Below are 15,474 nucleotides of genomic sequence, written 5' to 3' on the forward strand. Positions count from 1 at the left end.
GCGCGATCACCGTTCGTTCTGGATGGGGATGACGACCTGCTTGATGATGAGCAGGAACGACGCCGCGATCGGGATGGCGATGAGCGCGCCGAGAACCCCGAGCAGGGTCCCGCCGGCCAGCGCCGCGATCACCACGATCGAGCCGGGCACCGAGACGGCGCGGTTCATGATCTTGGGGCTCAGAAGATAGGCCTCGACCTGCATGTAGACGATGTAGTAGATGGCCGCGACGAGGGCGGTGAGCGGAGATCCGAGGCCCGGGATGAGGCAGACCAGCACGATGATCACCGAGCCCGAGAGCGTGCCGACCAGGGGGATGAGGGAGAGCATGCCGGCCAGGAACGCGAGCACCGCGGAGAACGGGGCGTTGATGATGGACAGGAAGATGAAGCTCAGCACGCCGTTGATCAGCGCCAGGCTGATCTGACCCACCACGTAGCGGCCCACCGCGCCGGTGACCTGTTCGCTCAGGTCGGCGAAGCGCTCTCGCTTCGAGGCCGGCACCAGCCGGTAGACCGCGCGCTTCATCCCGTTCAGCGATGCCGTGAAGTAGAGCGTCAGGATGAGCACGATGATGGCGCCGAACACCCCGCTCGCGATGCCGATGCCCACCTGGAGGGCGCCGCCGGCCAGGGCCGTGATGTTCCCGGCATCCTGGAAGTAATTGATGACGGCGTTGTAGACCTCGTTGACGTCGATGAAACCGCCGAGCTGATCGGTGACCGAATCGCGCCAGTTCTGGTCGAGGACCTGGTTGATCAGGTTCGGCACCAAGGTGATCAGTTGCGACGTCTGCTCGACGATGATGGGCACCACGGCGAACACCAGGCCTGTGAAGACGCCCAGAACTGCTACGAGAACGGTGAGGATGGCGAGCCAGCGCGGCCAGTGCTTCCGTTCGAGCCAGGAGATGATCGGATCCAGGCCCAGGGCGATGAAGATCGCGACGCCGATGTAGGTCAGGATGGTGGCCAGGGACACCACGGCACCAATGATCAGAAGGCCGACACCCACTCCGAGTGTGGCGACGAGACCGAGGGTGAACGCGTTCTGGATCTTCACTCTGTTGCTCCCTCGAAGGCGTCGTCCGGGTGGGCGTTGCTCAATACTACGGGCCTCCGGAGGTCACGATCCGGTATCTCCCGGCGCCGTCGCCGTGTCGTGGTGAACGCCTCCTGAACGTACGCTGTGGGAGACTGTCGGCGGCATCGGCTATCTTTTAATGTCTTTGTCAGGAGTCTTCGTGCGCTTTATCTTCGCCATCTTCGCCTTCATCATCGCTACTGCGCTGATCGGCGCCGGTGTCGCGCAACGAACCGTGTTCCTTCCCCCGAGCACGGTCGTGTCGTCCGTCACCCTCGACGGCGACGAGGCCTACGCCTTGATCGACTCGTCCGCGCTCACGGCGCACACCGGTAAGCAGACGATCGTGCTCACCGGCAGCGACACCGTCTTCGCCGCCTACGGGCGCACCGCCGACGTCGAGGCCTGGCTCGACGGCTCCGAATACGCCTCGATCGGCTACGACGCCGACAGCGGGGAACTGACCTCCACCACGGTGCCGGCGAATCCGGACGCGGCGGACAACGTGGCCAGCGGCTCCGCGAACCCGGCCGACAGCGATCTGTGGCTCGAGCAGTTCACGGCCGACGACGCCATGTACCGCACGCTGGCCCTGCCCGCCGGCTACTCGATGATCGTCGCGTCCGACGGCACGCAGCCTGCACCCACGCAGATCCGGCTCTCCTGGCCGATCCCGAACGCCACACCGTGGGTCGGCCCGCTGATCGTGGGCGGCGTGGCCTTCCTCCTCGCCGGCCTCGTGCTGCTGGTGCTGGGCCTGCTGCACATGCGTCGCTCGCAGCGGCCGCGACGCAAACCGCCGACACTCCCGAAGGGCAAGCGCTTCTCCTCCTCACGCACCAACGCCATCGAATCCGGTGTCAAGCGCAGCCGTCGCTCGATCGCTCCGGCCATCGCCGTTCCGGTCGCCCTCGCCTCGCTGCTGGCCCTCGGCGGCTGTTCCGCCGACTACTGGCCCCAGGCGGCGACGCCGGCGACGGATGCGGCGACCGCTCCGGCCACGCCCGACGCGTCATCCACCGACGCCGCAGCGACCCCCGACCCGGATGCCCCGGTCGCGGTCGACGACGCCGACAACGCGCCCACGCCCGCCGTCACCGAGGCGCAGCTCGAGGCCATCGTCGCGAACATCTCCTCGGTGACCGCCGAGGCCGACGCGGCGAGCAACAAGGACCAGCTGGCCGACCGGTTCACCGGCCCCGCGCTCGAACTGCGCTCGGCGACCTACGCCATCCGCGCCGGATACCCGGAGTACCCGGCGCCGCAGGCGATCCCTTCCGGCCCGCTGCAGGTCGTGCTGCCGCAGGCCACCGACTCGTGGCCGAAATCGGTGTTCACCATCGTGCAGGGCGACGACACGTCGGTTCCGCCCGTGGCGCTGATGCTCGTGCAGGAGACGCCCCGCTCGAACTACAAGGTCTACTACGAGATCACCCTCGAACCCGACACCAGTCTTCCGCCGGTGGCCGCGGCGAGCGTGGGCACCACTCGGCTGCCGCTGGACACGAAACTCCTCACGATGACGCCCGACCAGCTGAAGACGGCTTATGCCGACATCCTCTCGGTCGGCGACGCGAGCCAGTACATCGACCAGATCGACGCGACGGGCGACACGCTGCGCACCCAGGTGGGCGTCGACTACAAGAACGCCAAGAAGAGCGGGATCGGGTCGTCGGCGACCATCGACTTCGCGCAGGTCGCCGGCACCGGCCAGAGCATCGCCCTGGCCACGAGCGACTCGGGCGCCCTGGTGGCCGTCGATCTCCGCGAGTCGGAGACGGCGAAGCCGATCGAGTCCGGCGCCACCGTGAGCGCGGAGGGCGCCGTGAAGGCCCTCTCCGGCATCACCGAGACGGCCAAGGGCGTCGAGGCGACCTACGGCTACCAGCTGCTGTTCTACATCCCTCCGTTCGGAGATCCCGGTAAGGCAGAGCTCCTCGGCTTCTCGCAGGGGCTCGTGCAAGCGAAGGAGTTGCCGTGAGTATGCCCCCGCCCCCTGCAGGCAATCTGCGCGGAGCCGTCGACCTGTCGTCGCTCGTGAACCGTCCCGGCACCGGGAGCACCCGGTGCGGCGGGACGACCGGGCGCGCCCGGGGGAGCCGGAGCACCCACGGGTGCCGTGCCCTCGCTCGTGCTCGAGGGCAACGACGCGAACTTCACCCAGTTCATCGAGCTCTCCAACTCGGTGCCCGTGATCGTGGACCTCCGCGCCGAGTGGGCCGAGCAGAGCAAGGAGCTCAGCGCGGTGCTCAGCAGCGTGGTCACGAGCTACGCCGGTCGCCTGGTGCTCGTCGGCGTCGACGTCGAGGCCAACCCCCAGCTCGCGCAGGCCTTCCAGGCGCAGTCGGTGCCCACGGTGGCCGCGCTCGTCGGCGGCCGCCCGGTCTCGCTGTTCCAGGGCAACTACCCGGAGCAGGAGGTGCGGGCCGTGGTGGAGCAGGTGCTGCAGCTCGCCGCGCAGAACGGCGTCACCGGCACGGTGACGGTGGAGGGCGCCGATCCGGATGCGACTCCGGCCGAACCCGTCGAGGAGCCGCTGCCCCCGCACCACGCGGAGGCCTACGAGGCGATCTCCCGGGGCGACTACGCCACGGCGATCACCGAGTACCAGACCGCCATCGCCCAGAACCCCCGCGACGCCCTGGCCGTGGCCGGCCTGGCCCAGGTGAAGCTCCTCGCGCGCCTGCAGGACAAGTCCCTCGACGAGATCCGCAGCGCAGCAGCCGCGAACCCCGACGACCTGGAAGCCCAGCTCCTGGTGTCCGACCTCGACGTCTCCGGCGGTCACGTCGACGACGCCTTCGACCGCCTCCTGACCCTCTTCCCCAAGCAGGACCAGGCCACCAAGGACCTCATCCGCACCCGCCTCCTCGAACTCTTCGAGGTCGTCGGCACAGAAGACCCCCGCGTAGCAGCCGCCCGCCGCCGCCTGGCAGCCCTGCTCTACTAGGCGTTCCGAACGCGCAGCTCCGCGTCCCTACCCCTTGTGTGGTTTGAGGTAGAGAGCCGCAAGCGGCGGCAACGTCAACTCCACCGACGCCGGACGCCCCGACCACGGCACGTACTCCGCCTCGACCGATCCGTAGTTGCCGACGCCCGAGCCGCCGTACTCCAGCGCATCCGTGTTCACCAGCTCGTCCCAGCGGCCGCCGAACGGCAGCCCCACGCGGTACGGCCCCACCGGCTGCCCCGAGAAGTTCATCAGCACCGCGATCGGGTTGCCCTCGGAATCCCAGCGCAGGAACGACACGAGGTTCTGCGACGGCGACCCGCCGTCGATCCACTCGAATCCGGCCGGCTCGTTGTCGAGCGCCCAGAGAGCCGGGTTCTCCTTGTAGACGGTGTTCAGTCGCGAGACCAGCCCGAGCAGCTGCTGGTGCACCGGCTGGTCGAGGATCCACCAGTCGAGCCCCCGCTCCTCGCTCCACTCCGAGGGCTGCCCGAACTCCTGCCCCATGAACAGCAGCTGCTTGCCCGGGTGCGCCCACATGAACCCGAGGTAGGAGCGCAGGTTCGCCAGCTTCTGCCAGTGGTCGCCCGGCATCTTCTGTAGCAGTGATCCCTTGCCGTGCACGACCTCGTCGTGCGAGATGGGGAGCATGAAGTTCTCGCTGAACGCGTAGAGGAACGAGAACGTGATCTCGCCGTGGTGGTACTGCCGGTACATCGGGTCCTTCTCGATGTAGTCGAGGGTGTCGTGCATCCAGCCCATGTTCCACTTCATGCCGAACCCGAGACCGCCCCGGTCGGTGGGGTGCGTGACGCCGGGCCAGGAGGTCGACTCCTCGGCGATCATCACGATGCCCGGGTTCGTCTTGTAGGCGGTGGCCGTGACCTCCTGCAGCAGGCTGATCGCCTCGAGGTTCTCGCGCCCGCCGTACTGGTTCGGCAGCCACTCGCCTTCTTTGCGCGAGTAGTCGAGGTAGAGCATGGAGGCCACCGCGTCGACCCGCAGGCCGTCGATGTGGAACTCCTCGAGCCAGTAGAGCGCGTTGGCCACCAGGAAGTTCCGCACCTGGCTGTTGCCGAAGTTGAACACGAGCGTTCCCCAGTCGGGCTGCTCGCCCCGGCGGGGGTCGGGATGCTCGTAGAGCGCCTCGCCGTCGAAGCGCGCCAGCGCCCACTCGTCCTTCGGGAAGTGCGCGGGCACCCAGTCGACGAGCACGCCGAAGCCGGCCTGATGCAGCCGGTCGATCAGGTAGCGCAGGTCGTCGGGGTGACCGAAGCGGGAGCTCGGCGCGTAGTACGAGGTGACCTGGTAGCCCCAGGAGCCGCCGAACGGATGCTCGGCGAGCGGCATGAACTCCACGTGCGTGAACCCGAGGTGCTGCAGATAGGGGATCAGCTCGTCGGCGAGGGAACGGTAGTCGAGCCCTTTCCTCCACGAGCCGAGGTGCATCTCGTAGACGCTCATCGGGCTGGTGTGCGGGTTCGTGGTGGCCCGGTGGCGCATCCATTCGCCGTCCTGCCACTCGTAGGAGCCCGTGCCGATCACCGACGCGGTGAGCGGCGGCACCTCGGTGTAGCGGGCCATCGGGTCGGCGCGCCGCACCCACTCGCCCACTTGGGTGAGGATCTCGAACTTGTAGTTGCCGCCCGTGGTCAGTCCCGGGATGAACAACTCCCAGACGCCGGTGCCGCCGAGGCTGCGCATGGCGTGGCGCGTGCCGTCCCAGCCGTTGAAGTCGCCGATCACGCGCACGGCCTGGGCGTGCGGAGCCCATACTGCGAAGGCGGTGCCCGCCGAGGGCGAATCGATGCCCTGCTTCTCCTCGACCCGGGAGCCGAGCACCTCCCAGAGCTTCTCGTGGCGGCCCTCGCCGATGAGGTGCAGGTCGAGGTCGCCGAGGGTGGGGGAGAAGCGGTAGGGGTCGTCGGCCGTCCAGACGCTTCCGTCGTCGTAGCGCGCCTCGATCACGTAGTCGTTGAGGCCCGTGATGGTGATGCCCTGCCAGATGCCGCCGTAGAGGTGGGTGAGCTGCGCGCGGGCGCCGTTCTCCAGCACAGCGCTCACCTCGGTGGCGAGGGGGCGGAGGCTGCGGATGACCGTGACCGGGTCGGAGACACCGGCCGCGTTCACCAGGTGCTGCCCGAGCACCGCGTGCGGGTTGTAGTACGACCCGGTGGCGACCTTCTGGAGCACCTCTTCGGGGATGGTCGGGAGGGTCAGGGCGATGGAGCCGTCGAGTGAGGCCATCAGGATGCGCCGCTTTCGTTGTGCCGGCCGGGGCCGGGGGTCAAGTGCAGGATGTGTGCGGGCTGCGTGAACGCGTCCAGTCGCACGTAGTTGTCGGCCGACCACTCCCAGACGTTCCCGGAGAGCAGGTCGGTGACCTCGAAGCTCGCCCCGGCCGGGAGGCCGAGGAGCTCGAGGTCGAGGTGCACGGTGGTCTCGCGCACGGAGTGCGGATCGACGTTGACCACCATGATCAGGGTGTCGGAGACGCCGTCGGGCGTGAACTCCCCGTCGAGGTGCTTGGAGTAGACGACGATCGAGTCGTCGTCGCTGCGGTGGATGCGGAGGTTGCGCAGCTGCCCGAGGGCCGGATGGGCACGGCGGATGTCGTTGAGCAGCGTGATGTCGCTCGCGATGGAGCGCCCGGCCGCCTCGGCACCCGCGAAGTCGCGTGCCTTGTACTCGTACTTCTCGTTGTCGATGTTCTCCTCGGCGCCGGGCCGGGCCACGTTCTCGATCAGCTCGTAGCCGGAGTAGACGCCCCAGGTGGGCGCGCCGGTGGCCGCGAGCACGGCCCGGATCTTGTAGGCCGGCATCCCGCCGAACTGCAGGAACTCGGTGAGGATGTCGGGCGTGTTCACGAAGAGATTGGGGCGGAAGAAGGCATCCGTCTCCTGCGAGATGCTGGTGAAGAACTCCTCGATCTCCGTCTTCGTGTTGCGCCAGGTGAAGTAGGTGTACGACTGCTGGAAGCCGACCTTCGCGAGCCCCTGCATCGGCGCCGGGCGGGTGAAGGCCTCGGCCAGGAACACGACCTCCGGATGCGCGGCGTTGACCTCGTGGATCACCCACTCCCAGAAGTCGAGCGGCTTGGTGTGCGGGTTGTCGACCCGGAAGATCTTCACGCCGAGCGCGATCCAGTACTCCAGGAGGCGGAGGGCTTCGGCCCGGATGCCCGCGGGATCGTTGTCGAAGTTGATCGGGTAGATGTCCTGGTACTTCTTCGGCGGGTTCTCGGCGTAGGCGATCGAGCCGTCGGGCAGCGTGGTGAACCACTCGGGATGCTCTTTCACCCAGGGGTGGTCGGGGGAGGCCTGGAGGGCGAAGTCGAGGGCGACCTCGAGTCCGGCTTTCTTCGCGGCCTTCAGGAAGGACGTGAAATCGGCGACCGTGCCGAGGTCGGGGTGGATGGCGTCGTGACCGCCGGCGGCGCCGCCGATCGCCCAGGGCGAGCCGGGGTCGCCGGGCTGGGGGTCGAGCGTGTTGTTGCGCCCCTTGCGGTAGGCCTCGCCGATGGGGTGAATGGGCGGCAGGTAGAGCACGTCGAAGCCCATGGCCGCGACCTCCGGGAGCCGCTTGGCTGCGGTGCGGAAGGTGCCGCTCTTCCAGCTGCCGTTGGCGGCCTGCTTGGCGCCGATCGAGCGGGGGAAGAACTCGTACCAGGCGCCGGAGCCGGCGCGCGTGCGCTCGACGCGGAGGGGCATCCAGTCGGAGTAGGTCACCAGGCTCTGCGCGGGGTGGCGGCGGAGCGCCTCCGTCACCTCGGGCCCGTAGGCCAGGCCCAGACGCTCGGCCGTCGGGCCGGAGGTCGCGGTGAGCTGCGCGGCGACGCGGGCGAACAGGTCCCGCTCGGCGGCGGGGCGCTCGACCTCGCCCGCCAGGCGGGTGAAGAGCTGTGCGCCGATGGCGAGCATGAGTTCGGTGTCGATGCCGGCCGCGATCTTGATGGTGGCGTTGTGCTCCCAGGTGGCGTAGTCATCCGAATAGCCACGGATGCGGAAGCGCCAATCGCCCTCGCTGGTCACCTGCCCGAGGCCGCGCCACTCGTCGTCCCAGCTGTGGGTGCGGGTGAGCGGTCGGTCGGTCACCGTGCCGTCGGGAGCCTCGAGTTCGAGGTGCGCGCCGACCGCGTCGTGGCCCTCTCGGAACACCAGGGCGCCGAAGGGAATGACCTCCCCGACGTACCCCTTGGCCGGCCACCGCCCGCCCTCGACCTGGGGGAAGACCTCCATGATCGGGATGCGCCCGACCCGGGGTTCGAAAGGCGTCGCCGCCATGCTGTCACGCGCGGGCCGGAGGGGCGCCGCCGCCTTGTCGTTCCGAGTTGCTGCCACAGTCCGACCCTACCGACAAAGGGCTGCGGCGCAACGGTCGGGCCGATCGCAAGCGCACCGCGTACCCGCGACGTTCATGCCCTCGTAACGCGTCTGCCCTAGGCTAGCGAGGGCCGTCTCCCTGCACCTCGGCGGCGATCGTTCGACCGGTGCTGCTGCACCGCTGCACCGATGAAGGAGTTTCCCGCGTGAAGGCGATCCGCAGGTTCACCGTCCGATCCGTGCTGCCCGAGTCGCTCTCGGCGCTCGGCGAGCTCGCCGCGAACCTCCGCTGGGCCTGGCACGAGCCGACGCGGCAGATCTTCGCGCACATCTCGCCCGACGACTGGCGCGCCACGCAGGGCGATCCGGTCGCGTTGCTCGGCGCCGTGAGTCCGGAGCGACTCGAGCAGCTCGCCGCCGACCCGGGGTTCGTGGCCTGGGCCAACAGCCTGCGCGACGACCTCAACGCCTACCTCCGGGAGCCGCGCTGGTATCAGGGGCTCGAGGGGGCGAGGCCCTCGTCGATCGGGTACTTCTCGCCCGAGTTCGGCATCGCGGCCGCACTCCCGCAGTATTCGGGCGGCCTCGGCATCCTGGCCGGCGACCACCTGAAGGCGGCCTCCGACCTCGGGGTGCCGATCATCGGTGTCGGCCTGTTCTACCGCTCCGGCTACTTCACCCAGGCCATCTCGCGAGACGGCTGGCAGGAGGAGAGCTATCCGGTGCTCGACCCCGACGGACTGCCGCTCTCGGTGCTGCGGCTCGCCGACGGCACCCCGGCGCAGATCGTGCTCGCCCTGCCCGGCGACCGGGCGCTGTACGCCCGCATCTGGCAGGCCCAGGTGGGCCGTGTGCGCCTGCTCATGCTCGACACCGACATCCCCGACAACGACGACGACCTGCGCAGCGTCACCGACCGGCTCTACGGCGGCGGGGGCGAGCACCGCCTGCTGCAGGAACTGCTGCTCGGCATCGGCGGCGTGCGCGCCCTCGAAGTGGTGTCGGAGCTCACCGATTCGCCGATGCCCGAGGTGTACCACACCAACGAAGGGCATGCCGGGTTCCTCGGTCTGGAGCGCATCTCGAACCTGATCGGCGGCGGCCTCTCGTTCGACGAGGCGTTGCAGGTCGTGCGCGCGGGGACCGTGTTCACCACCCACACGCCGGTTCCCGCCGGCATCGACCGCTTCGAACGGTCGCTGATGGAGCGGTACTTCTCCACCGACATGCTGCCGGGGCTCGACGTCGATTCCGTGCTGGCGCTCGGCGCCGAGGACTACGACGGAGGGTCGCCCGACGTCTTCAACATGGCGGTCATGGGACTCCGCCTCGGCCAGCGCGCGAACGGCGTCTCCCAGTTGCACGGCGCCGTCAGCCGCGGGATGTTCGCCGGGCTCTGGCCGGGATTCGACCGCGCCGACGTGCCGATCACCTCGGTGACGAACGGCGTGCACGCGCCCACCTGGACCGATCCGCTCCTGCAGGAGCTCGCCCGCACGAAGCTCGGCACGGGCGACACCACGGCCGCGGACTGGAACTCCGACGCGGTCTCGAACGCCGAGCTCTGGGCCGTGCGCGGCGACATGCGCCGACAGCTGGTGCAGGATGCGCGCCGCCGGGTCACCGAGGCCTGGCGCGAACAGAACCCCGACTCCATCCCGCCGGCCTGGTTCCAGAGTCTGCTCGATCCGTCGGTGCTGACGATCGGCTTCGCGCGGCGCGTGCCCACGTACAAGCGGCTCACGCTGATGCTGCACGATCCGGAGCGGCTGAAGTCGATCCTGCTGAACCCGCAGCGGCCGATCCAGCTCGTGGTGGCCGGCAAGTCGCATCCCGCCGACGAGGAGGGCAAGCGGCTCATCCAGAAGTTCGTGCAGTTCGCCTCCGACCCGGAGGTGCGCCACCGCATCGTCTTCCTGCCCAACTACGACATCGGCATGGCGCAGGTGCTGTACCCGGGCACCGACGTGTGGCTCAACAACCCGCTGCGGCCGCTCGAGGCGTGCGGGACATCCGGGATGAAGGCGGCGCTGAACGGGGGACTCAACCTCTCCATCCTCGACGGCTGGTGGAACGAGTACTTCGACGGCGAGAACGGCTGGGCCATCCCGACGGCCGACTCGGCGGGCGACGCCGAGGAGCGCGACACACTCGAGGCCGAGGCGCTCTACGACCTGATGGAGAACCAGGTGGCACCGCGCTTCTACGATCGCGACGCCGACGGCGTGCCCGAGCACTGGATGCAGTCGATCCGGCACACGCTCTCGACCCTGTCCCCCGAGCTCAGCGCCGAGCGCATGGTGCGGGAGTACGTGCAGCGGCTCTACATCCCCGCCGCGGCGGCCGAGCGCGTGATGACGGCCGACGACCACGAGGCGGCCCGCGAGCTGTCGGCGTGGAAGGAGCGGGTGCGGGCGGCATGGCCCGGCGTCTCGGTGGTGCACGTGGAGTCGGGCGGACTCGACGACACGCCACAGGTGGGGGACGTGCTGCACGTGCGGGCGCACATCCAGCTCGGCGGACTCACGCCGCACGACGTCGCGGTGGAGGTGGTCTACGGCCACGCGGTGCACGGCGACGACCTCACGGATGCGGCGACGGTGGAGCTCTCGACGCCGCACGCCGCCGCCGACGCCGCTGCCGCTCCCACGGACGGCGCTCCGCTCGTCTACTCGGGGACGGTCGAACTCGCGCGGGCCGGATCGTTCGGCTACACCGTGCGCGTGGTGCCGAAGCACGCGAACCTCGCGTCGCCGGCCGAGTTGGGGCTCATCGCGGTCGCGCACTGACGAGTTTCGGTGCAAATGAGGAGGACCGACGCCCTATACGGGGTCGGTCCTCCTCATTTGCACCGAAACTAGCTACACCGAGCGCGGCGGTGTGCTCGCGGGCAGCGGCGGGTGCCCCTTGCGGATGAGGTCGAGCTTCTCGGGGAACACGCTGCCCAGCAGCTCGCGCACGGCAGGGTCGGTGGCGTAGTCGTCGAAGAGGCGCACCCCGAGCACCACGTTCGCCAGCATGCCGCCCGCGAGGAACTCAGATGCCTCCTCCGCCGACATGCCCGCCTCTTCGCGCAGCAGGCGGTAGACGTCCATGAACCCGCACCGCGCCTGCGGGCCGATCACGGGGTCGGCCCCGAGCACGAAGCCGTGCATGAGGTTCAAGAGGATGCTGCGATCCGAGGTGAGGGTGAAGTAGGCGTTGCCGAGGCGCCGGGCGACCGGCACCTCCGGGTCGCCCGCGATCGCCTCGCGGAACGCGGCCATGATGCGCTCGAGCGCACGGTGCAGCACCTCGAGGAAGAGCTGCTCCTTGGTGCCGAACATGCGCACCACGTAAGGCTGGCTGACCCCGGCGGCGCGCGCCACCATGTCGGTCGTGGCGCCCGCGTACCCGGCGTTGCCGAACACCGTCGACGCCGCGTCGAGCACGAGAGCGCGGCGTTCTTCGGCAGCCATACGGGACTTCTTCTGGGTCACGCTTGACATGGTATCAGTTGATTACTTATGGTGGCTTTTGTAATCATCCGATTACCTATTTCTTGGAAGGATTGCTCATGGCGATCACCGAATCGGCGGCCGGCGAGACCGCCGAGGCCGAGCCCGTCGCAGCCCGTGGGCGTCGACGCATCCCCATCTGGCTCGCCATCGTGGCGGCCTCGCTGCCCATGTTCATGGCCACCCTCGACAACCTCGTGGTCACCAGCGCACTGCCCGTCCTGGGCGAGCAGCTCTCCGCCTCGGTGGAACAGCTGCAGTGGTTCGTCAACGCTTACACGCTCAGCTTCGCCAGCCTCATGCTCTTCGCGGTCGCGCTCGGCGACCGGCTCGGGCGGCGCACCGTCTTCCTCTGGGGCATCGGCATCTTCACGGTCGCCTCGGCCCTCTGCGCGGTGAGCACCGAGCCGTGGATGCTCATCGCCGCCCGTGCGGTCCAGGGCGCGGGAGCCGCGGCGCTCATGCCGCTCTCGCTCACTCTCCTCGTCGGTTCCGTCAGCGCGCGCATGCGCCCGCTCGCCATCGGCATCTGGGGCGGCATCTCGGGCCTCGGCGTGGCGCTCGGCCCGCTGATCGGAGGTGCCGTGATCCAGGGCTGGAACTGGGACGCGATCTTCTGGATCAACGTGCCCGTCGGCATCGTCACCTTCCCGCTCGTGCTCCTCGCCCTCCCGAACTCCTTCGGCGCTCGCCTCCGGGCCGACGTGGTGGGCGTGCTGCTGGCCGGCGTCGGCGTGCTCGGCGTGGTCTACGGCATCATCCGGGGCAACGACGCCAGGTGGGACAGCGTCGAGGTGCTGGGCTCGATCATCGGCGGCGCCGCGCTGATCGCGGCCTTCATCGTGTGGGAGTCGCGGGTGTCGAACCCGCTGCTCCCGCTCCGGCTCTTCCGCGACCGGAGCTTCTCGGTGGCGAACGTGGTGGGTCTCGTGTTCAGCTTCGGCGTCTTCGGGTCGATCTTCATCCTCATCCAGTTCCTGCAGATCGTGCAGGGCAAGTCGCCGCTGGAAGCCGGCGTGCTGACCATGCCGTGGACGCTCGCACCCATGGTGATCGCGCCCCTGGCCGGGTTCATCGCCCCGCGGGTGGGCACGCGGCTGCTGATCGTCGTGGGGCTGCTGTTCCAGGCGATCGGAGTGGGCTGGTTCGCCTTCACGATGGCTCCGGATGTCTCCTACGGCACGATGCTGCCGGCCTTCCTCTTCGCGGGCGTCGGCATGGGACTCGTTTTCGCGCCCTCGTCCACGGCCGTGCTCGCCAACATGACGCCGCAGGACAACGCGAAGGCCTCGGGCACCAACTCCACCCTGCGCGAGATCGGCGTGGCCCTCGGCATCGCAGTGCTCACGGCGATCTTCACGGCGGGCGGAGGCACGTTCACCCCCACCGGGTACGTGGATGCCGCCATCCCCGCCATCTGGGCCGGCGCCGCCGCCCTGGCGCTCGCCGCCTTGATCGCCCTCGCCCTCCCCGCCGGCAGGGCGCCACGGATCCGCGAGGCTCAGACCGCGCGGTAGAGCTGCATCGACGTCGGTGCCACGTCCACCACCTCCCCCGGCGCGAACCGGGGGAGTGGTGCGTCGTGGTGGTGCGGCTCGGGCACGTCCTGCGCCGAGTCCCAGAGGAGCTCGTAGGCGGTCACCCCGTCGTGCAACGGCAGCGTCACCCGCTCCGGCGCCTCGACGCCGTGGATCACGGTGAGGATGCGGTTGAACTCCTCGTGCTCGGGAGTCGACGCCGCCACGTAGATCAGGGTGCGGTTCTCGGGCGAGTTCCAGTCGGGAACGGACATGGTGTCGCCCCCGGCGTCGTACCAGTCCATCTGGCTGGCGCTCGGGGTGCGCTCGCCGAACACGCCGTAGCGCACCGGACGGAGCGCCGGGTTCTCGCGGCGCATCCGGAGCAGGTGCTGGGTGGTGCGCCAGAGGTCCTTCTGCCAGGTGCGCCGGTCCCAGCTGAGCCAGGTGAGTTCGGAGTCGTGGCAGTAGGCGTTGTTGTTGCCCTTCTGGCTGCGCCCGAACTCGTCGCCGGCGGTGATCATCGGCACGCCGGCCGAGAGCAGCAGCGTTCCCATGAGGTTGCGCATGGCACGCCGGCGCGACTGCTCGATGGTGCGCGACGAGGTGGGCCCCTCGATGCCGTGGTTGTACGACATGTTGTTGTCGCTGCCGTCGCGGTTGGCCTCGCCGTTGCCCACGTTGTGCTTGACGTTGTAGGCGGTGAGATCGGCGAGCGTGAAGCCGTCGTGGGCGGTGACGAAGTTCACGGAGGCCAAAGGCCCGCGGGCCTGGGCGAAGGTGTTCGACGATCCGGCGATGCGCGTGGCGAGCATCCCGACCCCGTCGCCGGGGTTGCCGTTCTCGCGGATCGACTTGATGTCGCGCAGCCAGAACTTACGCATCCGGTCGCGGAAGCGGTCGTTCCACTCCGACCAGCCGGCCGGGAAGTTGCCGGTCTGCCAGCCGCCCATGCCCACGTCCCACGGCTCGGCGATCATCTTCACGCCCGACAGCTCGGGGTCGTCGACGATGCCCTTGATGAGCGGATGCTCGTGGTCGAAGTAGTTGTCCTGGTTGCGGCCGAGCGTGGCGGCGAGGTCGAAACGGAACCCGTCGATCTGCACGTCGTTGGCCCAGTACTTGAGGGAGTCGAAGATCATCCGCGACACGGCCGGGGTGGCGGTGTCGATGGAGTTGCCGCATCCGGTCACGTCGATGTAGTCACCGCGCGCGGTCTGCCGGTAGTAGCCGGCGTTGTCGATGCCGCGGAAGCTCGAGGTCGGGCCCATCCGGCCCTCCTCGGCGGTGTGGTTGTAGACCACGTCGAGGATGACCTCGAGCCCGGCCTCGTGCAGCAGTTTCACCATGCCCTTGAACTCGCGCAGCACCGCGCCCGGTCCCTCGGCCTGGGCCGCACGCGAGGCGTAGAGGTTGTGCGGCGCGAAGAACCCGAGGGTGTTGTAGCCCCAGTAGTTCGTGAGCCCCTGCTTCTGCAGGCGCTGCTCGGAGACGAAGGCGTGCACGGGCAGGAGCTCCACGGCGGTGACGCCGAGACTCTTGAGGTAGCCGATGCTCGTCTCGTGGGCCAGGCCCGCGTAGGTTCCACGCAGGTGCTCGGGGATGCGGTTGTTGAGCTTCGACAGTCCCTTGACGTGGGCTTCGTAGATGACCGTGTGGTCGAGCGCGGTCTGCGGCTTGGTGACGCCGTTCCAGTTGAACTCCTCGTCGATCACGACGCTCCGCCACTGCTCACGGCCCGAGCGCACGAGGCCCCGGGCATAGGGGTCGAGCAGGGGGATCTCGGGATCGAAGGCGTTCATCGGCGAGTCCGGCCCCATCGGGCCGTCGACGCGGAGCGTGTAGCGGCGCCCGGGAGTGAGGCTGCGGGTGCGTCCGGTCCACACGTTCGTGGCGGGGTCGCGGGTGAGGGGAACGGTCTTGACGATCCAGTTCGGGTCTTTGTGGTCGTAGAGACAGACATCGATGCTCGTGGCGTTCTCCGACCACACCCGGATCTCGCCCCCGTGAGAAGTCTGTCGAACGCCCATCCGAGCGAACGGATCGGCCGCCGTCATGAGACTTAGAGTAGTTGTCACCGATGATCCTCTGAAATCCGCAGGAAA

General features: G+C 68.9%; 9 protein-coding genes. 4 read left to right on the forward strand and 5 right to left on the reverse strand.

Going from position 1 to position 15,474, the window contains the following annotated elements; all coding sequences use genetic code 11:
- Positions 1-6: 6 nt before the first annotated feature.
- Positions 7-1,062, reverse strand: a complete 1,056-nt coding sequence (locus ACFJGU_RS14380; protein ID WP_382304182.1) for an AI-2E family transporter — start codon at positions 1,060-1,062, stop codon at positions 7-9.
- A 181-nt stretch (positions 1,063-1,243) separates the two neighbouring features.
- Between ACFJGU_RS14380 and ACFJGU_RS14385 the strand changes: the two genes are divergently transcribed.
- Positions 1,244-3,064: a hypothetical protein gene (locus ACFJGU_RS14385; protein ID WP_382304183.1), complete on the forward strand. Its 1,821-nt coding sequence runs from the start codon at positions 1,244-1,246 to the stop codon at positions 3,062-3,064.
- A 138-nt stretch (positions 3,065-3,202) separates the two neighbouring features.
- Positions 3,203-4,033, forward strand: coding sequence for a co-chaperone YbbN (locus ACFJGU_RS14390; RefSeq protein ID WP_382304184.1), 831 nt, complete (start codon positions 3,203-3,205; stop codon positions 4,031-4,033).
- Positions 4,034-4,060: 27 nt separating this feature from the next.
- Here the strand turns inward: ACFJGU_RS14390 and glgB are convergent, their stop codons facing one another.
- Positions 4,061-6,280 carry a 1,4-alpha-glucan branching protein GlgB gene (gene glgB, locus ACFJGU_RS14395; RefSeq protein ID WP_382304185.1) on the reverse strand — a complete coding sequence of 740 codons (2,220 nt, stop codon included), beginning with the start codon at positions 6,278-6,280 and terminating at the stop codon, positions 4,061-4,063.
- The gene (locus ACFJGU_RS14400; RefSeq protein WP_382310380.1) at positions 6,280-8,316 is read right to left on the reverse strand and encodes a maltotransferase domain-containing protein; all 2,037 of its coding nucleotides are present in this window, start codon (positions 8,314-8,316) and stop codon (positions 6,280-6,282) included. Before ACFJGU_RS14400 ends, glgB begins: the two co-directional genes overlap by 1 nt.
- 245 nt (positions 8,317-8,561) lie before the next feature.
- Between ACFJGU_RS14400 and glgP the strand changes: the two genes are divergently transcribed.
- Positions 8,562-11,144, forward strand: a complete 2,583-nt coding sequence (glgP, locus tag ACFJGU_RS14405; RefSeq protein WP_382304186.1) for an alpha-glucan family phosphorylase — start codon at positions 8,562-8,564, stop codon at positions 11,142-11,144.
- 72 nt (positions 11,145-11,216) lie between these two features.
- Here glgP and ACFJGU_RS14410 read toward each other — a convergent pair whose 3' ends face one another.
- Positions 11,217-11,834: a TetR/AcrR family transcriptional regulator gene (locus ACFJGU_RS14410; protein ID WP_382304187.1), complete on the reverse strand. Its 618-nt coding sequence runs from the start codon at positions 11,832-11,834 to the stop codon at positions 11,217-11,219.
- A gap of 77 nt (positions 11,835-11,911) precedes the next feature.
- On the opposite strand from ACFJGU_RS14410, the gene ACFJGU_RS14415 reads away from it, so the two are divergent.
- Positions 11,912-13,369, forward strand: a complete 1,458-nt coding sequence (locus ACFJGU_RS14415; protein ID WP_382304188.1) for a DHA2 family efflux MFS transporter permease subunit — start codon at positions 11,912-11,914, stop codon at positions 13,367-13,369.
- Here the strand turns inward: ACFJGU_RS14415 and glgX are convergent.
- Positions 13,354-15,426 (reverse strand): glycogen debranching protein GlgX, encoded by a 2,073-nt coding sequence (gene glgX / locus ACFJGU_RS14420; protein ID WP_382310382.1) that lies wholly within the window; start codon positions 15,424-15,426, stop codon positions 13,354-13,356. The two genes, ACFJGU_RS14415 and glgX, sit on opposite strands and share 16 nt — an antisense overlap.
- Positions 15,427-15,474 lie beyond the last annotated feature (48 nt).

It is taken from the genome of Herbiconiux sp. UC225_62 (assembly GCF_042694625.1).
GTDB lineage: Bacteria > Actinomycetota > Actinomycetes > Actinomycetales > Microbacteriaceae > Herbiconiux.

What these genes read in the sequence shown, in the direction of transcription:
- glgB (WP_382304185.1), bottom strand. Translation starts at nt 6,280, where the DNA reads ATGGCCTCACTCGACGGCTCCATCGCCCTGACCCTCCCGACCATCCCC.
- ACFJGU_RS14400 (WP_382310380.1), bottom strand. Translation starts at nt 8,316, where the DNA reads ATGGCGGCGACGCCTTTCGAACCCCGGGTCGGGCGCATCCCGATCATG.
- ACFJGU_RS14415 (WP_382304188.1), top strand. Translation starts at nt 11,912, where the DNA reads ATGGCGATCACCGAATCGGCGGCCGGCGAGACCGCCGAGGCCGAGCCC.
- glgX (WP_382310382.1), bottom strand. Translation starts at nt 15,426, where the DNA reads ATGACGGCGGCCGATCCGTTCGCTCGGATGGGCGTTCGACAGACTTCT.